General features: G+C 71.9%; 14 protein-coding genes. 4 read left to right on the top strand and 10 right to left on the bottom strand.

All coding sequences use genetic code 11. From position 1 onward, the window contains the following. Nucleotides 1–31: 31 nt before the first annotated feature. A complete protein-coding gene (locus ABEB00_RS22570; RefSeq protein ID WP_345621854.1) occupies nucleotides 32–2080 on the bottom strand; it encodes a serine/threonine-protein kinase in 2049 nt (682 codons plus the stop codon). A 174-nt stretch (nucleotides 2081–2254) separates the two neighbouring features. Here ABEB00_RS22570 and ABEB00_RS22565 point away from each other — a divergent pair, with 174 nt between their 5' ends. After that, entirely contained in the window at nucleotides 2255–3298 is a 1044-nt protein-coding gene (locus tag ABEB00_RS22565; RefSeq protein WP_345621853.1) for a serine hydrolase domain-containing protein, read from the top strand. 154 nt (nucleotides 3299–3452) lie between these two features. On the opposite strand, the gene ABEB00_RS22560 is transcribed toward ABEB00_RS22565, so the two are convergent. Continuing rightward, nucleotides 3453–5159, bottom strand: coding sequence for a glycerol-3-phosphate dehydrogenase/oxidase (locus ABEB00_RS22560; RefSeq protein WP_345621852.1), 1707 nt, complete (start codon nucleotides 5157–5159; stop codon nucleotides 3453–3455). A gap of 374 nt (nucleotides 5160–5533) precedes the next feature. On the opposite strand from ABEB00_RS22560, the gene ABEB00_RS22555 reads away from it, so the two are divergent. Continuing rightward, entirely contained in the window at nucleotides 5534–6742 is a 1209-nt protein-coding gene (locus tag ABEB00_RS22555) for a nucleotide sugar dehydrogenase (protein ID WP_345621851.1), read from the top strand. A gap of 397 nt (nucleotides 6743–7139) precedes the next feature. Here the strand turns inward: ABEB00_RS22555 and ABEB00_RS22550 are convergent, their stop codons facing one another. From ABEB00_RS22550 to ABEB00_RS22535, 4 genes are all read right to left on the bottom strand, one after another. Further along, nucleotides 7140–8264 carry a GuaB3 family IMP dehydrogenase-related protein gene (locus ABEB00_RS22550; RefSeq protein ID WP_345621850.1) on the bottom strand — a complete coding sequence of 375 codons (1125 nt, stop codon included), beginning with the start codon at nucleotides 8262–8264 and terminating at the stop codon, nucleotides 7140–7142. Between the two features lie 113 nt (nucleotides 8265–8377). Then, the gene (gene guaB / locus ABEB00_RS22545; RefSeq protein ID WP_345621849.1) at nucleotides 8378–9883 is read right to left on the bottom strand and encodes an IMP dehydrogenase; all 1506 of its coding nucleotides are present in this window, start codon (nucleotides 9881–9883) and stop codon (nucleotides 8378–8380) included. Nucleotides 9884–10012: 129 nt separating this feature from the next. Next, entirely contained in the window at nucleotides 10013–10600 is a 588-nt protein-coding gene (locus ABEB00_RS22540) for a sigma-70 family RNA polymerase sigma factor (protein WP_345621847.1), read from the bottom strand. 280 nt (nucleotides 10601–10880) lie between these two features. Continuing rightward, entirely contained in the window at nucleotides 10881–11492 is a 612-nt protein-coding gene (locus tag ABEB00_RS22535; RefSeq protein WP_003948568.1) for a response regulator transcription factor, read from the bottom strand. Between the two features lie 379 nt (nucleotides 11493–11871). Between ABEB00_RS22535 and ABEB00_RS22530 the strand changes: the two genes are divergently transcribed. Next, nucleotides 11872–12231 (top strand): WhiB family transcriptional regulator, encoded by a 360-nt coding sequence (locus ABEB00_RS22530; protein ID WP_345621846.1) that lies wholly within the window; start codon nucleotides 11872–11874, stop codon nucleotides 12229–12231. 57 nt (nucleotides 12232–12288) lie between these two features. Here ABEB00_RS22530 and ABEB00_RS22525 read toward each other — a convergent pair whose 3' ends face one another. After that, complete coding sequence (locus ABEB00_RS22525; RefSeq protein ID WP_345621845.1) at nucleotides 12289–13185, bottom strand: LysR family transcriptional regulator; 897 nt, start codon at nucleotides 13183–13185, stop codon at nucleotides 12289–12291. A gap of 173 nt (nucleotides 13186–13358) precedes the next feature. On the opposite strand from ABEB00_RS22525, the gene ABEB00_RS22520 reads away from it, so the two are divergent. After that, nucleotides 13359–14132, top strand: a complete 774-nt coding sequence (locus ABEB00_RS22520; RefSeq protein ID WP_345621844.1) for an SDR family NAD(P)-dependent oxidoreductase — start codon at nucleotides 13359–13361, stop codon at nucleotides 14130–14132. A 269-nt stretch (nucleotides 14133–14401) separates the two neighbouring features. On the opposite strand, the gene groL is transcribed toward ABEB00_RS22520, so the two are convergent. From groL to ABEB00_RS22505, 3 genes are all read right to left on the bottom strand, one after another. Beyond that, the gene (gene groL / locus ABEB00_RS22515) at nucleotides 14402–16027 is read right to left on the bottom strand and encodes a chaperonin GroEL (protein WP_345621843.1); all 1626 of its coding nucleotides are present in this window, start codon (nucleotides 16025–16027) and stop codon (nucleotides 14402–14404) included. 116 nt (nucleotides 16028–16143) lie between these two features. Beyond that, on the bottom strand, nucleotides 16144–16452 hold the full coding sequence (groES, locus tag ABEB00_RS22510; protein ID WP_014178834.1) for a co-chaperone GroES: 309 nt from the start codon (nucleotides 16450–16452) through the stop codon (nucleotides 16144–16146). 239 nt (nucleotides 16453–16691) lie between these two features. Further along, complete coding sequence (locus ABEB00_RS22505; RefSeq protein WP_425586550.1) at nucleotides 16692–17420, bottom strand: polysaccharide deacetylase family protein; 729 nt, start codon at nucleotides 17418–17420, stop codon at nucleotides 16692–16694. Nucleotides 17421–17431 lie beyond the last annotated feature (11 nt).

Genomic DNA, 17431 nt, shown 5'->3' with positions numbered 1-17431 from the left:
CAAACCCGCACGGGCCGGACGGCGACCGGATCTACGGCTCCGGCTCGAAGCTCTTCGTCAGCGTCTGCCAGGTCTCCCGGCGCTGGTCACTGCCCCAGTCCGCGGCCTTGGCGGTGTACATCAGGGCGTAACCCTGATCCTCGTCGACGACGAATCCTCGGTCGATCGTGCGGTATTTGGTACCGCCGTCCACGTAGGTGAATTCCCAGTCGGCCGCGTTCCAGCCCCGGTAGCCGACCTTCTCTATGCGGATCTTCTGGTACTGGGAGCGGACCATGTACCGCTCCTGGTTCTTCCAGTCCGCCACCGGGTCGCCCTTGGGCGTGGAGGTCCAGGCGATGAGCAGTTTCTGCCCGTCGGGACCGGTGAACCGGTCCCCCGCGGCGCCCGTGGACTGGTACTTCCAGCCCGCGGGCAGTCCTATGTCGTACCCCTGGTCGCCTTCGTGCGTCGAGGCCGCCCCGGCCTTCCCGGAACCCCCCTCGTCCTCCGACTCGTCCTCTTCCCCGGACCCCTCGGAGTCGTCGGCGGAACCGCCCGCGCCGGCCCCGGCGGAGGCGCTCGCGCCGGACGACGGCGTGCCACTGGCGGAGGCGGAGGCCGAGGCGGACCCGTCCGGACGGGTCCCGCTGCTCTCCTCCTGCTTCGCCGTGTCGCTCGCGGTGGCGGTGGCCGCGGCCCCGCCGCCGTTCGCGTCCTTCGTGCCGTCGTCGCCGCCGAGCACGAGGGCCAGCACGGTGCCGAGCACGGCGAGCACCACGACCACGGCGATGATCACCAGCGTGCGCCGCGGCACCACGTCGGTGAGCGAGGCGCGCGGCGCGGACCTGGCCGGCAGGTCCGGCGGCGGCACCACGGGCCAGCCGGAACGCCCGGCTCCCGAGGAGGCGTTGCCGCTCCCCGAGGCGTGCGCCGCCACCCCGGCACCGGCCTCGCGGGAACCGGCCCGGCCGGAACCGGAGGACGCCGACGCGGTCCGCGCGGACCCGGCCGCCGCCGTACCGTCGCCGGAGTCCGCCCGGGACCCGGCGGCGGCACCGGCCGCGGCGCCCGGGGCGGCGGCCTTGCGCACGGAGCGCAGCGCGCCGCGCAGCCGGTCCCCGGCGTCCTCGCCGCGTCTGCCCCCGGAGCCCGCCGCCCCGCCCCGGCCCGCTCGCTTCTCCGGCTGGGCGGGCAGCGGTACGACCTTGGTGGCGTCCATCGGCTCGGGCTGGGCCGCCGTGCCCTCGGGCGCGCGGACGATGCGGAGGAGCATCGCGCGGGCGGCCGCGTTGTCGAGCCTCTTGTCGGGGTCCTTGTCGAGCAGGCCGTGGATGACGTCCCGCAGCGGTCCGGCGTTCTTCGGCTCCTCCAGCGGCTCGGTCATCACCGCCGTGAGGGTGGCGATCGCCGAACCCCGGTCGTAGGGCGGGGTCCCCTCGACCGCCGCGTACAGCAGTCCGCCCAGCGACCAGAGGTCGGCCGCCGGTCCCGGCTTGTGGCCGCGGGCCCGCTCGGGGGAGATGTAGGAGGGCGCGCCGACCAGCATGCCGGTGGAGGTGACGGACGGGTCGCCCTCGATCTGGGCGATGCCGAAGTCCGTTAGCACGACCCGGCCGTCCTCGGAGATCAGTACGTTCGACGGCTTCACGTCACGGTGCAGGATGCCCTCGCGGTGCGCGGAGCGCAGCACGTCCAGCACGGCGAGACCGACCTCGGCCGCCCGCCGGGGCTTCAGCAGACCGTCCTCGCGGATCACCTCGGCGAGCGACTTGCCCTCGACGAGTTCCATCACGATCCACGGCCGGTCGTCCTCCTCGACGACGTCGTAGACCGTCACGGCGCTGTTGTCGCGGATCCGCGCGATGGCCTTGGCCTCACGCAGCGTGCGCGTGATCAGGCGCCGCTTCTCCTCCTCGTCGATGTTGGTGGGGAACCGCAGCTCCTTGACGGCGACCGTGCGTCCCAGGGTCTCGTCCTCGGCGCGCCACACCGTCCCCATGCCACCGCGGCCGAGCACATCTCCCAGCCGGTAACGCCCGGCGAGGAGACGTGCGCTCTTGTCCTGACGGGATGTCCCCGCCCGCTCCGCCTCCGACATGCGTCCCCTCATGCAACCCGCCCTGACAGAGCCTTCATTGTCCCTCACCCGACAAGTGCTCGACGCCCAGGGTGCGTCCGACGGCACCCCCCGGGGGTGTCCGCGCACCCGCGGGCCCGGTGAACCGGCCGCTGGGGAACCAGGGATGATGGGGCGACCGACGAGGAGCCGTGATTGCCGACGCTTCGGACCCCACCTGTCCTCGCCCTGATCCTGATCCTCCTCGCGCTGCCTCCGGCCGCCGCGGCCGTCCCGGCCCACCGCGCCCTGGACGCCGCCCTGTCGCGGCTGGTCACCGAGGGCGGGGCGCCCGCCGCGGCACTGCTCCTCCAGGAGGAGAGCGGCACCCGCTACGCCGCCGCCGGCGAGGGCATCGACCGCTCCGACCACTTCCGGGCCGGCAGCGTCACGAAGACCTTCGTCGCGACCGTGGTCCTGCAACTGGCGGCCGAACACCGTCTGTCGCCGGAGGACACCGTGGAGGAGCATCTGCCCGGCCTGGTGCGCGGGGCGGGCAACGACGGGCGGGCACTCACCCTGCGTTCCCTGCTCACCCACACCAGTGGCCTGTACGACTTCTCCGCCGACACCTCGGGCACCGTGCCCGTGACGCCTCTTCAAGCCCTGCGCATCGCGCTCACCCACCCTCCGGCCGACCGCGGCCGCTTCTCCTACTCCAGCACCAACTACGTACTGCTCGGCATGGTCGTCGAGCGGACGACCGGTCACTCCTACGCCACCGAGGCCGAGCGGCGGCTGATCGCCCCGCTCCACCTGTCCGGCACCTCCTTCCCGGGTGCCCGCAAAACGCTGCCCTCACCGCACGGCCGTGCCTACGGCGCCGACGGCACCGATGTCACCGCGCTCGACCCGCGGGTGGCCGGCGCCGCGGGCGAGCTGGTGACCACGCTCGCCGACCTGAACCGCTTCTACGCGGCCCTGCTCGGCGGCGAACTGCTGCCCCCGCACTGGCTGCGCGAGATGCTGGACACCCGTGCCGCACACGGCGCGTACGGCATGGGCGTGTTCCCCCTGGTGCTGCCCTGCGGCGTCCCGGTGTGGGGACACAACGGACGCATCCCCGGCAGCAGGGTGCGCACCGCCGCCTCCGTGGACGGCCGACGGGTGCTCACTTTCCGGATGAACACGGACGCGATCGCTTCCCCCGGCGCCGAGTCGGCCCTGCTCGCCGCCGGGTTCTGTCCTCGCACCTCTTAGAACGCCCGGGCCTCGCACGGAGATCCCGCCCCGGCACACCCGTTCGAGTGACGGTGTCTTCGGGAACGTTGACCGACCGGAGCCGTCACCGAGACCGAGACACGAACCCGGCGCCCTCGCGGGAACCCGCACCGCGACATGATGTCCGGCGCCCTCACAGCGGCACGATGTCCGGTGCTCCCAGCCGAGCCGCGTCCGCCGTCAGGTCGTCGGGCTGGCGCTGCGACTCCCGCTCGGCCTCGACCCGCTTCTGGTAGTGCTCGACCTCGCGGGCGATCTGGTCCTCGTCCCAGCCCAGCACCGGCGCCATCAGCTCGGCGGCCTCGCGGGCGGCCCGGGTGCCCCGGTCGAAGGTCTCGATCGAGATGCGGGTGCGCCGGGTCAGCACGTCGTCCAGGTGCCGCGCCCCTTCGTGCGAGGCGGCGTACACGATCTCGGCGCGCAGGTAGTCGTCGGCGGTGGGCAGCGGGTCGCCCAGCGAGGGGTCGGCGGCGATCAGGTCGAGGACCTCCTCGGCCATGGCGCCGTAACGGTTCAGCAGGTGCTCCACGCGGACCACGTGCAGGCCGGTGCGGGCGGCGATCCGGCCCCGCCCGTTCCACAGCGCGCGGAAGCCCTCGGCGCCGATCAGCGGCACGTCCTCGGTGACGCATTCGGCGACCCGCAGGTCCAGCCCGTGCACGGCCTCGTCCACCGCGTCCTTGGCCATCACCCGGTACGTCGTGTACTTCCCGCCCGCCACCACGACCAGCCCCGGTACCGGATGGGCGACGGTGTGCTCGCGCGACAGCTTGCTGGTGGCGTCCGACTCCCCGGCCAGCAGCGGCCGCAGCCCCGCGTACACCCCCTCGACGTCGTCCCTGGTCAGCGGCGTCGCGAGGACGGAGTTCACATGTTCGAGCAGGTAGTCGATGTCCGCGCTGGACGCGGCCGGGTGCGCCTTGTCCAGGTCCCAGTCGGTGTCGGTGGTGCCGACGATCCAGTGCCGGCCCCAGGGGATGACGAAGAGCACGGACTTCTCGGTGCGCAGGATGAGCCCGGTGGTGGACTTGATGCGGTCCTTGGGGACGACGAGGTGGATGCCCTTGGAGGCGCGGACGTGGAACTGGCCCCGCTCCCCCACCATGGACTGCGTGTCGTCGGTCCACACCCCGGTGGCGTTGACGATCTGTTTGGCGCGGATCTCGTACTCCCCGCCGCCCTCGACGTCCCGCACCCGGGCGCCGACCACCCGCTCGCCCTCGCGGAGGAAGCCGGTCACCCGCGCGCGGTTGGCGACCGGCGCGCCGTACGCCGCCGCCGTGCGGACGAGGGTGGCCACGAAGCGGGCGTCGTCCATCTGGGCGTCGTAGTACTGCAACGCCCCGACCAGGGCGTCCTTCTTCAGTGCGGGGGCGACCCGCAGGGCGTGACGGCGGGTGAGGTGCCGGTGGGTCGGCAGGCCCCGGCCGTGGCCGCGGGCCATCGACATGGCGTCGTAGAGCGCGACGCCCGAACCGGCGTACAGCCGCTCCCAGCCCTTGTGCCGCAGCGGGTAGAGGAACGGCACCGGCTTCACCAGGTGCGGGGCGAGCCGCTCCAGCAGCAGACCGCGTTCCTTCAGCGCCTCCCGCACCAGCGCGAAGTCGAGCATCTCCAGATAGCGCAGGCCGCCGTGGATGAGTTTGCTGGAGCGGCTGGAGGTACCGGACGCCCAGTCGCGCGCCTCGACCAGGCCGGTGGACAGGCCGCGGGTCACGGCGTCCAGGACGGTGCCCGCGCCCACCACGCCCGCGCCGACGACCAGTACGTCCAGTTCTCGCTCGGCCATGGCCGCGAGCGACTCGGCACGCTGCGCCGGGTCCAGTGTCGCTGTCTTCACCGCTGCCTCCCGCTGATCCGTTCACCGGACCGTCCCTCGGACGGTCGCGTCGGTCGCGTCGGCCACACCCGTCGGGCGAAGCCAGGTCGTTCCTGGTACCCCCCATGACCAGATTGTGACCGCCTTGCCCGGATTCAGCCACCACGAGCCCCAGCCTGTGGACAACCCACCACGCGCCCCAGGCTGTGGACAACCGCCTCCGCCCCACCGACGCCCCACCCGGCCCACACGGCCACCAACACTTACGGAAACGCGGCCGACCAATCCCGCATATCGGTCATATTTACTCCTAGTCTGACGTTGTGCTCGCCCGTCGTGTCCACCGGGTTCGCGCACCTGTCCCGTCGCGGCTACTGGGAAGGACGGCCCACGCCATGCCCGCAGATCTCGCCGTCATCGGACTCGGTCCCTACGGCCTGCCCCTGGCCCAGGCCGCCATCGAGGCCGGCATCTCCACGCTCGGCTACCGGACCGGGCCGGAGCCCGGCTCGCTCACCCCCGCCGAACTGCGCCGGATGCTCGCCGGGGGCTTCCGCACGGCGGCCGGCCCGGCCGAGCTGGGCCGGGTCCGCACCGCGGTCATCTGCGCGCCGACCCCGCCGGCCGGCCACGGCGGCCCGGACCTCGGCCAGGTCGAGGCCGCCGCCCGCACCCTCGCCGCGCACCTGCGCCCGCACACCACGGTGATCCTGGAGTCACCGGTGCGGCCCGGGACGACGGAGGAATTCCTCCGCCCGCTCCTGGAGGAGGGCTCGGGGCTGCGCGCCGGGCGCGACTTCCACCTCGCGTACTCCCCGAGCCGCGTCGACCCCGGCAACCGCGACTTCACCCCCGCCAACACCCCGAAGGTCATCGGAGGTCTCACCTCCGCCTGCACCGAGTCGGCCGCCGCGTTCTACGGCCGCCTCACCGACAAGGTGGTCCGCGCGCGCGGACCCCGCGAGGCGGAGACGGTACAACTCCTGGAGACCAACTTCCGGCACGTCAACATCGCCCTGGTCAACGAGATGTCGGTGCTCTGCCACGACCTCGGTGTCGACCTGTGGGACGTCATCCGCTGCGCGGAGACCAAGCCGTTCGGCTTCCAGACCTTCCGCCCCGGCCCCGGCGTCGGCGGCCACTCCGTCCCCCAGGACCTGACCGGCCACGCCCCCCGCAGCCTGCGCTTGGTCGAACTGGCCCAGCAGGTCAACGACCAGATGCCGCGTTACGTCGTCCAGCGCGCCGCCGCCCTCCTCAACGAGCACGGCAAGTCCGCCCGCGGCGCCCGCGTCCTCCTCCTCGGCGTCACCTACAAGGCCGACCTCGCCGACCAGCGGGCCACCCCGGCCGAGGAGGTGGCGACCCGGCTGATCTCACTGGGCGCCGCCGTCAGCTACCACGACCCGCACATCCCGTCCTGGAACATCCTGGACCGCCCGATCCCCCGCGCCGACTCCCTCTACGAGGCCGCCGCCGACGCCGACCTGACGATCCTCCTCCAGCAACACCGCACCTACGACCTCCAGGGCCTCTCGGTGAAGGCCCAACTCCTCCTGGACACCCGCGGCGCCACCCCCACAGGGGCGGCGCACCGGTTGTGAACGGGGGCGCGCGGGGACGTCCGTGCCGCGGAGTCGGTGGTGGGCGGAGCGCTTAGTGGGTACCGTAGGACGCAGGCGGAGCCCACCGCAGCGGGTACTGCGGCGGGCTCCTGATGGATCTCGGAGTGTCCACCCCTAGTCCTTGTGGGGGTGGCCGCTCACCATCCGAAGATCCGCAGAACCCACCTCCTCCGGCACTGCACCGTCCACAGACGGATACGGTCCCAGCGGGTGGGCTTGCGGTGACGTCCCAGCCAGTGTCACGCGGGGCACGCCCCCCTGCACGCACCTGCACGCGCTACGCGCCCCCGCCGCACCGCTCCAAAGCCGCCGGACATGCAAAAGGGCCGGTCGCCCCCAGGGCGACCGGCCCCTCGTACAGGTCAGGCGGCTGCGGCTACCGGCTGTGCTGGGAGTCCGCGACCGTCACCTCGACGCGCTGGAACTCCTTCAGTTCGCTGTAGCCGGTGGTGGCCATGGCGCGGCGCAGGGCGCCGAAGAGGTTCATCGAGCCGTCGGGGGTGTGGGACGGGCCGGTGAGGATCTCCTCCAGCGTGCCCACCGTGCCGAGGTCGACCTTCTTGCCGCGCGGCAGTTCCTCGTTGACGGCCTCCATGCCCCAGTGGTGGCCCTTGCCCGGCCCGTCGGTCGCGCGGGCCAGCGGCGAACCCATCATCACCGAGTCGGCGCCGCAGGCGACCGCCTTGGCCAGGTCGCCGGACCAGCCGACGCCACCGTCCGCGATCACGTGCACGTACCGGCCGCCGGACTCGTCCATGTAGTCGCGGCGGGCGGCGGCCACGTCGGCGACGGCGGTCGCCATCGGGACCTGGATGCCCAGCACGTTGCGCGTGGTGTGCGCGGCGCCGCCGCCGAAGCCGACGAGCACACCCGCGGCGCCGGTGCGCATCAGGTGCAAGGCGGCGGTGTACGTGGCGCAGCCGCCGACGATCACCGGGACGTCCAGTTCGTAGATGAACTGCTTGAGGTTCAGCGGCTCGTGCGAGCCGGAGACGTGCTCCGCCGAGACGGTCGTACCCCGGATCACGAAGATGTCCACGCCCGCGTCCACGACGGCCTTGGAGAACTGGGCCGTGCGCTGCGGGGAGAGCGCGGCGGCGGTGACGACGCCCGAGTCGCGCACCTCCTTGATGCGCTGCCCGATCAGCTCCTCCCGGATGGGAGCGGCGTAGACCTCCTGGAGACGGCGGGTCGCGGTCTCCGAGTCCAGCCCGACGATCTCGTCGAGCAGCGGCTGCGGGTCCTCGTGGCGCGTCCAGAGCCCTTCCAGGTTCAGTACGCCCAGGCCGCCCAGTTCGCCGATCCGGATGGCGGTGGCCGGGGAGACGACCGAGTCCATGGGGGCGGCCAGGAAGGGCAGCTCGAAGCGGTAGGCGTCGATCTGCCAGGCGATCGAGACCTCCTTCGGGTCCCGCGTACGGCGGCTGGGGACGACGGCGATGTCGTCGAAGGCGTATGCCCGCCGGCCGCGCTTGCCGCGCCCGATCTCGATCTCAGTCACGTCTGTGGCCTTTCCCTGATGCGTTGCAGCGCCTCCCAGTATCCCCGACGGACCGGGCCGGGCACGGCGCGGGCGGCCCCGGATCTCCGGGGCCGCCCGCGGCAGCGCGCTGCCTACTTGCTGCGGCTGTAGTTCGGTGCCTCGACCGTCATCTGGATGTCGTGCGGGTGGCTCTCCTTGAGGCCCGCGGACGTGATCCGCACGAAGCGGCCCTTGGACTCCATCTCCTCGATGGCGGCGGCGCCCACGTACCCCATGGTCTGGCGCAGACCGCCGACGAGCTGGTGCAGCACGTTGGCGAGCGGGCCCCGGTAGGGCACCTGGCCCTCGATGCCCTCGGGCACGAGCTTGTCGTCGGAGGCGACCTCGGCCTGGAAGTAGCGGTCCTTCGAGTACGAGCGCCCCTGGCCGCGGGACTGCATGGCCCCGAGCGAACCCATGCCGCGGTACGACTTGAACTGCTTGCCGTTGATGAACTGCAGCTCGCCCGGCGACTCCTCGCAGCCCGCGAGGAGGCTGCCCAGCATCACCGTGTCGGCGCCGGCGGCGAGCGCCTTGCCGATGTCGCCGGAGTACTGCAGGCCGCCGTCGCCGATCAGCGGGACACCGGCGGCGCGGGCCGCGAGGGACGCCTCGTAGATGGCCGTGACCTGCGGGACGCCGATGCCGGCGACGACACGCGTGGTACAGATCGAACCGGGGCCCACGCCCACCTTGATGCCGTCGACACCGGCGTCGACCAGCGCCTGGGCGCCGTCGCGGGTGGCGACGTTGCCGCCGATCACGTCGACGGGGACGCTCGACTTGATCTTCGCCATCCAGTTGAGGGCGTTGCTGTTGTGGCCGTGCGAGGTGTCGACGACCAGGAAGTCCACGCCGGCTCCGGCGAGCGCCTGGGCGCGCTCCAGCGCCTCGGGGCTGGCGCCCACGGCGGCACCGACGAGCAGCCGGCCCTCGGAGTCCTTCGCGGCGTTCGGGTACTGCTCGGCCTTGACGAAGTCCTTGACCGTGATGAGGCCCTTGAGGACACCCGTCTCGTCGACCAGGGGAAGCTTCTCGATCTTGTGGCGGCGCAGCAGTCCCATCGCGTCCGCGCCGGAGATGCCGACCTGGCCGGTGACCAGCGGCATCGGCGTCATGACCTCGCGCACCTGGCGGGAGCGGTCGGTTTCGAAGGCCATGTCCCGGTTGGTGACGATGCCCAGCAGCTTCTTGTTGCCGTCGGTGACGGGGACGCCGCTGATGCGGAACTTGGCGCACAGCGCGTCGGCCTCGGCGAGCGTGGCGTCGGGATGCACCGTGATCGGGTCGGTGACCATGCCGGACTCGGAGCGCTTCACGAGGTCGACCTGGTTGACCTGGTCCTCGATGGAGAGGTTGCGGTGCAGCACGCCGACGCCGCCCTGGCGGGCCATCGCGATCGCCATGCGGGACTCGGTGACCTTGTCCATCGCCGCGGAGAGCAGCGGGATGTTCACCCGGACGTTGCGCGAGATGCGGGACGAGGTGTCGACCGCGTTGGGGAGCACCTCGGATGCGCCCGGCAGCAGCAGCACGTCGTCGTAGGTCAGCCCGAGTGTCGCGAATTTTCCGGGCACTCCGTCGACGTTCGCAGTCATGACACCTTCCCCAAATGGCCTTGATCGGTGCGGATGTCCATGCTAACGGGAAGCGGAGGTGGCTCATTCCACGATCATGGAAGCCCGCCGCCCTCGTGTTTTCGTACGAAGCGGGCGGCGGCCGGTGGTCTACTGCTCCGCGAGCGCGCGCAGCCGGCTCAGCGCGCGGTGCTGCGCCACCCGCACCGCACCGGGTGACATTCCCAACATCTGTCCGGTCTCCTCGGCCGTGAGCCCCACGGCGATGCGCAGCAGGAGCAGCTCGCGCTGGTTGTCGGGGAGGTTGGCCAGCAGTTTCTTGGCCCACTCGGCGTCGCTGCTGAGCAGCGCGCGCTCCTCCGGACCGAGGGAGTCGTCGGGCCGTTCGGGCATCTCGTCGGACGGGACGGCCGTGGAGCCGGGGTGGCGCATCGCGGCCCGCTGGAGGTCGGCGACCTTGTGGGCGGCGATGGCGAAGACGAACGCCTCGAACGGGCGCCCGGTGTCCTTGTAGCGGGGCAGCGCGAGGAGCACCGCCACGCAGACCTCCTGGGCGAGGTCCTCGACGAAGTGGCGCGCGTCGCCGGGCAGCCGGGAGAGCCGCGTACGGCAGTACCGCAGCGCCAGGGGGTGGACATGGGCGAGCAGGTCGTGCGTGGCCTGCTCGTCCCCGTCGACCGCGCGGTGGACGAGCGCACCGACTGTCCCTTGGCCAGGGGCCGCCTCGTCGTCACGCATCGGTCCATGGTGCCTTGCGGCCGTCCGGTCCGTTGCACCGCGTCCGTTGTTGTGCACCGAAGCGTTATGAGCAGGTGCGCCGGAACTCATCCCCTGCGCCCTCCCCTCCCGCTCGACCGACTCGTCCCCGAGGAACTCCACACCTCAAGGATGCGGCATCCGCGCCGAAACGAGCAGCGGGCCTCCGGCGGGTCGCCTTGTCACCCCCGCTCACCTGCCGGTAAGCGGGGATTTCCGCGCGCCCGTCGGGCCCCGTGGGTCTCCACCTCACGGGGGATGCCTACCTGACCAGGCCCCACCGGAAACCGAGCGCCACCGCGTGTGCCCGGTCCGAGGCGCCGAGCTTCTTGAAGAGCCGCCGGGCGTGCGTCTTGACGGTGTCCTCGGAGAGGAACAGCTCCCGGCCGATCTCCGCGTTGGAGCGGCCGTGGCTCATGCCCTCCAGGACCTGGATCTCACGCGCGGTGAGCGTGGGCGCGGCGCCCATCTCGGCCGAGCGCAGCCGACGCGGGGCCAGCCGCCAGGTCGGGTCGGCGAGCGCCTGCGTGACCGTGGCGCGCAGTTCGGCGCGCGAGGCGTCCTTGTGCAGGTAGCCGCGGGCGCCGGCGGCGACCGCGAGGGCCACGCCGTCGAGGTCCTCGGCGACCGTGAGCATGATGATGCGCGCGCCGGGGTCGGCGGACAGCAGCCGCCGGACGGTCTCGACACCGCCCAGACCGGGCATGCGCACGTCCATCAGAATCAGGTCCGAACGGTCGGCACCCCAGCGGCGGAGGACTTCCTCGCCGTTGGCGGCCGTCGTCACACGCTCCACGCCGGGCACGGTCGCGACCGCGCGGCGGAGCGCCTCTCGGGCAAGCGGGGAGTCGTCGCAGACAAGGACGGAAGTCATGACCGTCCTCCGCAGCTAAAGCGCGTCACCTTGAGCCTCCAGGCTGGTACGGAATCGTCACCCTGTGCGGTCGACCGTTCGGACGCTCCCGAGCGCCTGTTCCTTCAACCGCCTCCGCCTTCTCAACGATGGTCACTCGAAAGAGTTACGGGGCCGAGTGTCGCCTTCGGCACTCTACGTGAGGGGGCGGACACGGTGCAGTCACGCGCTGGGGACCCACCGCCTTTCCTCGAAACTCGTGCCCCATTTAGCCCTTTTTCTTCCACTTTGCTGGTGTCTGAGGCTAGATTCGCAATGAGTCATATTTTCATCTCCTTAGATCGTAGTTGTACGGTCGTGGATACTCGATCCACCCATAGCGGTTGCAAGGGGTCACGCAATGGCAGATTTCTCCCGCCTTCCCGGTCCGAACGCGGACCTGTGGGACTGGCAGCTCCTGGCCGCGTGCCGCGGGGTGGACAGCTCGCTCTTCTTCCATCCGGAGGGCGAGCGCGGTGCGGCCCGCAGCGCGCGCGAGACCTCGGCCAAGGAGGTCTGCATGAGGTGCCCGGTCCGCGCGGAGTGCGCGGCGCACGCGCTGGCGGTGCGCGAGCCGTACGGCGTGTGGGGCGGACTGACCGAGGACGAACGCGAAGAACTGATGGGGCGGGCGCGCAACCGGCTGGTGTCGGCATCGGCGCCGGCGCCGGGACCGCCGTCGGCGTCGGCGTCCGGCGGGGATGCCGCCTCGAACACCTGAAGGAACGTTTCTCCCGATCCGGGGTGCCGGAGAGGCCCCGAGTCCGGGGCGCGGCCGTCAGCGGCCCGCGGCCCGCTCCAGTTCGTCCAGGGTGGCCGCCACGGCCGGCACCTGGGCCAGGTCGGGCAGGGTGAGCGCGACGATCTCCCGCCGCACCGCCGGTTCCAGCCGTACCGTACGGGCGCCCCGCGGGCGTACCGACTCGACCGCGAGCTGCGGGAGCACGGCGACGCCGAGACCCGCGCCGACCAGGCCGACCACCGCCGGGTAGTCGTCGGTGGCGAAGTCGATGCGGGGAGAGAAACCGGCCGCCTGGCAGACCTCGACCAGTTGACCGCGACAGCGCGGGCAGCCCGCGATCCAGGGTTCCCCGGCCAGTTCGCCGATGGCGACGGACGCCGCGCCCGCGAGGGGGTGCCGCTCCGGGACCAGCGCCACCAGCCGGTCGTCCAGCAGCGGGCGGACGACCAGGTCGTCCCACTCGGCAGCGCCCACCGCGCCCTCGTAGCGGAAGCTGAGCGCCACGTCGCAGTCGCCCTCGCGCAGCAGGTCGACGGAGTTCGGCGGTTCGGCCTCCTCCAGGGAGACCCGGGTGCCGGGGTGGGCGGCGCGCAGCGCGGCCAGAGCGGTCGGGACCAGCGTGGAGCTGCCGCTGGGGAAGGAGACCAGGCGGACCCGCCCGGCGCGCAGCCCGGCGATGGCGGCGACCTCCTCCTCGGCGGCGGTGAGCCCGGCGATGATCCCGGCGGCGTGCCGGGTCAGCGCCTCGCCGGCCTGGGTCAGCCGCATCTCCCGCCCGGTACGCACGAGCAGGGGGGTGCCGACGGAGGTTTCCAGCGCCTTCATCTGCTGGCTGACGGCCGGCTGGGTGCAGCCCAGTTCGCGCCCCGCCGCGGAGAAGGAACCGGTGGCGGCGACGGCGCGCAGCACACGGAGATGACGAGCCTCGATCACACCACCGAGGATAAGCGCCGCTTTGACCGGACCGCGAATCCCACGTCACCGCTTTGACCGGACGGGCACATGCGGTGCGTTTGCGCGCGAGATCGCGCCCGGTGAGGTGCGGGCGGGGGGACGACCGGGTCGGCGACCCGGACCAACCCGGTCCGGGTCACTAACCTTGCGTCATGACAACGGCATTGATTACGGGATCGACGGCGGGCATCGGCGCCGCGTTCGCCCGGCGGCTGGCGGCCGACGGGCACGACCTGGTCCTGGTCGCCCGCGACACCAAGCGACTGCGCGAACAGGCGACCGAACTGCACGACCGGCACGGCATCGAGGCCAAGGTACTGACGGCCGACCTCGCCGAGGACGACGGCATCGAGGCGGTGGCCGCCCGGCTGGGCGATCCCAAGAACCCCGTCGACCTGCTGATCAACAACGCCGGCTTCGGCAACAAGGGACGCTTCCTCGACGTGCCGATGGCCGACGAGCTGCGGATGCTCAAGGTGCACTGCGAGGCGGTGCTGCGGCTGACGTCGGCGGCGACGCACGTGATGCGGGAGCGGGGCCGCGGCGGCGTGGTCAACGTGGCCTCGGTCGCGGCCTTCGTCCCGCGCGGCACGTACGGCGCCTCCAAGGCGTGGGTCGTGCAGTTCACCCAGGGCGTGGCGAAGGACCTGGCCGGCAGCGGGGTACGCCTGATGGCGCTGGCCCCGGGTTTCGTGCGCACCGAGTTCCACGAGCGCGCCGGGATGGGCACGGACAACATCCCGAACTGGATGTGGCTGGACGCCGACAAGCTGGTCGCGGCCGCCCTGGACGACCTGGCCCGCGGCAAGTCCCTGTCGATCCCCGACCCCCGCTACAAGGCCCTGATGGGCGCGGCGAAACTGGTGCCTCGCGGCATGCTGGGCGGCATCAGCTCCCGCACGGGGCGCAAGTACGGGCCGAGGTAGCGAGCGGGGCACCTGCGAGGCGGCCGGGCCGCACCCCTGCGCGCCGCCGCGTCTCCTCGGCCCGGGTGCGGCCATGGCCACCGCCGGCGCCCACGGACCCGTACCGCCGGACCGACGGGGCCGGGAGCGCCCGGTGGGGCAGCGCCCGCCGGTGCCTGCCGCAGATCACTCCGCAGCTCACCGGCCGTGGACCTGCCCCCTACGACGACGGTGCCCGGCACCCCCAAGGGGGTACCGGGCACCGGCCGGAGGCGGGGAGGTGCGGAGCCTCAGTGCGAGTGGCCGTGGCTGTGGCCGCCGGCCGCCGGCTCTTCCTCTTCCTTCTTCTCGACGACCAGGGTCTCGGTCGTCAGGAGGAGGGAGGCGATGGAGGCGGCGTTCTCTAGGGCGGAGCGGGTGACCTTCACCGGGTCGATGACGCCGGCCTTGACCAGGTCGCCGTACTCGCCGGTGGCGGCGTTGAAGCCCTGGCCCTTGTCCAGCTCGGCGACCTTGGAGGTGATGACGTAACCCTCCAGGCCGGCGTTCTCGGCGATCCAGCGCAGCGGCTCGACGGCGGCCTTGCGGACGACCGCGACACCGGTGGCCTCGTCGCCGGTCTTGCCGAGGTTGCCCTCCAGCACCTTGACGGCGTGGACCAGCGCGGAGCCGCCACCGGAGACGATGCCCTCCTCGACCGCGGCGCGGGTCGCGGAGATGGCGTCCTCCAGACGGTGCTTGCGCTCCTTCAGCTCCACCTCGGTGGCGGCGCCGACCTTGATCACGCACACGCCGCCGGCCAGCTTCGCGAGGCGCTCCTGGAGCTTCTCGCGGTCCCAGTCGGAGTCGGTGGACTCGATCTCGGCCTTGATCTGGTTGATGCGGCCCTCGACGTCCGCCTTCTCACCGGCACCGTCGACGATCGTGGTGTCGTCCTTGGTGACGGTGACGCGGCGGGCGGAGCCGAGCACGTCCAGACCGACCTGGTCGAGCTTGAGGCCGACCTCCTCGGAGATGACCGTGGCGCCGGTGAGCGCGGCCATGTCCTGGAGCATCGACTTGCGGCGGTCGCCGAAGCCCGGGGCCTTCACCGCGACGGCGTTGAAGGTGCCGCGGATCTTGTTCACGACGAGGGTGGAGAGCGCCTCGCCCTCCAGGTCCTCGGCGATGATCAGCAGCGGCTTGGAGGCGTTGGCCTGGATGACCTTCTCCAGCAGCGGCAGCAGCTCGCCGATGGAGGAGATCTTGCCCTGGTTGATGAGGATGTAGGGGTCCTCGAGGACGGCCTCCATGCGCTCCTGGTCCGTCACGAAGTACGGCGACAGGTAGCCCTTGTCGAAGGCCATGCCCTCGGTGAAGTCCAGCTCAAGACCGAAGGTGTTGGACTCCTCGACGGTGATGACACCGTCCTTGCCGACCTTGTCCATCGCCTCGGCGATCAGCTCGCCGACCTGGCTGTCCTGGGCGGACAGACCGGCGACGGCGGCGATGTCGGACTTCTCGTCGATCGGGCGCGCGGTCGCGAGGAGTTCCTCGGACACAGCGGCGACGGCCGCGTCGATGCCCTTCTTCAGCAGCGCCGGGGAGGCACCCGCGGCGACGTTCTTCAGGCCCTCGCGGACCAGCGCCTGGGCCAGCACGGTGGCGGTGGTCGTACCGTCACCCGCGATGTCGTTGGTCTTGGTCGCCACCTCCTTCACGAGCTGGGCGCCGAGGTTCTCGTACGGGTCCTCGATCTCGACCTCGCGGGCGATCGTGACACCGTCGTTGGTGATGGTGGGGGCGCCGAACTTCTTGTCGATGACGACGTTGCGGCCCTTGGGGCCGATCGTCACCTTCACCGTGTCAGCGAGCTTGTTGACGCCGCGCTCAAGGGCGCGACGGGCGTCCTCGTCGAACTTCAGGATCTTCGCCATGGGAGCGTGAGCCCTCTTCCAGGTTCTGGGTTAACGACAGCTACGCCCCTGGCGCCCGGCTTCATGGTGGTGGCGGGGGCCAGGGGCGCAGCTCAAAGCAGTGTGCTTCGGGTGAATTACTTCTCGATGATCGCGAGCACGTCGCGAGCCGAGAGGACGAGGTACTCCTCGCCGTTGTACTTCACCTCGGTGCCGCCGTACTTGCTGTACAGCACGACGTCGCCGACGGAGACGTCGAGCGGAAGACGGTTACCGTCCTCGAAGCGGCCCGGACCCACGGCCAGGACGACGCCTTCCTGGGGCTTCTCCTTCGCGGTGTCCGGGATGACCAGGCCTGAGGCCGTGGTCTGCTCGGCGTCGAGCGGCTGGACCACAATGCGGTCCTCAAGCGGCTTGATGGCAACCTTGGAGCTGGCGGTCGTCACGTTCCGACCTCCCCCTTCGGTGTTCTCACGGGGTTGACTGTCTGAGGTGGCGACCAGGTGGATCCGTCGTCGCGGGTGCCGGACCTGCCCGTCGCTGTGTTGGCACTCTCCAGTGGTGAGTGCCAGAACTGAGACTATGACTGCGATTAGCACTCGGTCAAGCGGAGTGCCAATGCCAACGGCGCGTCGGAGTCATTTCGTCCGTGCCGCCGAGGTGGACACCTGGGTGCGCACCGGGTTCAGAGGTAGTCCTCCAGGCGTCCCACCCGCAGTCCCCGCTCCTCGATCTCGCGCAGCAGGCGCTCCGTGCGGGCGGTCAGGGAGCGGTCCGCCGGGCGGTCCGGGTCCACGGCGATGATGTCGCCGGGGCGGAGGCGGCGCTCGCCCCGGGTGTAGGTCAGGACCCCGGCGGCGTCCGGGGCGGCGCGCCACAGGACGACCGCCCCGATGCCGCACGCCGCGGCGGCCCGCAGGGTCGTCGTGTCGTACCTGCCGTAGGGCGGGCGCAGGAGGCGGGGGCGGACGCCGAAGCGGGAGCGGAGCTTGCGCTGCTGGCCGCAGATCTCGGCGCGCTGGCCGGCGGGCGGCAGGCCGCGCAGGGCGGGGTGGTCGAGGGTGTGGTTCTGCAGGCTCGCGCCGACCGCGCGGAGCCGGGCGAAGTGCCCGTACGCCGGGCCCGCGACCTGGTCGGTGAGGAACATGGTGACCGGCAGCCGCCGGGCGCGGACCAGTTCGACGAAGCCGGGATCGCGTTCGACGCCGTCGTCGTAGGTGAGGAAGACGACCGGGTCGCGGGTGCGGACGTGGTCCACGACGGGCGGCAGCGGGCCCGGCGGCGCCCCGGCCCCCGCCGGTGCGGCGGGAGGGGCCGGCGCGGCGCAGCCGGTGAGCAGCGCGGCCGCCAGGGCGGCGGCCCCGGCCCACCGGACCCGGCCGCTCCTGCTCCCGTCCCCGCTCCCGCTCTTCACAGGTGGTCCTC

It is taken from the genome of Streptomyces ziwulingensis, from assembly GCF_039542605.1.
GTDB classification, from domain to species: Bacteria; Actinomycetota; Actinomycetes; order Streptomycetales; family Streptomycetaceae; genus Streptomyces; species Streptomyces ziwulingensis.
Note: the sequence above shows the minus strand (reverse complement) of the source record. Positions and strands in the feature narration are given on the sequence as shown.

Excerpts from the sequence above, each read along its gene's own strand:
- ABEB00_RS22570 (WP_345621854.1), bottom strand. The coding sequence starts at position 2,080 with ATGTCGGAGGCGGAGCGGGCGGGGACATCCCGTCAGGACAAGAGCGCA.
- ABEB00_RS22555 (WP_345621851.1), top strand. The coding sequence starts at position 5,534 with ATGCCCGCAGATCTCGCCGTCATCGGACTCGGTCCCTACGGCCTGCCC.
- guaB (WP_345621849.1), bottom strand. The coding sequence starts at position 9,883 with ATGACTGCGAACGTCGACGGAGTGCCCGGAAAATTCGCGACACTCGGG.
- ABEB00_RS22540 (WP_345621847.1), bottom strand. The coding sequence starts at position 10,600 with ATGCGTGACGACGAGGCGGCCCCTGGCCAAGGGACAGTCGGTGCGCTC.
- ABEB00_RS22535 (WP_003948568.1), bottom strand. The coding sequence starts at position 11,492 with ATGACTTCCGTCCTTGTCTGCGACGACTCCCCGCTTGCCCGAGAGGCG.
- ABEB00_RS22530 (WP_345621846.1), top strand. The coding sequence starts at position 11,872 with ATGGCAGATTTCTCCCGCCTTCCCGGTCCGAACGCGGACCTGTGGGAC.
- ABEB00_RS22520 (WP_345621844.1), top strand. The coding sequence starts at position 13,359 with ATGACAACGGCATTGATTACGGGATCGACGGCGGGCATCGGCGCCGCG.
- groL (WP_345621843.1), bottom strand. The coding sequence starts at position 16,027 with ATGGCGAAGATCCTGAAGTTCGACGAGGACGCCCGTCGCGCCCTTGAG.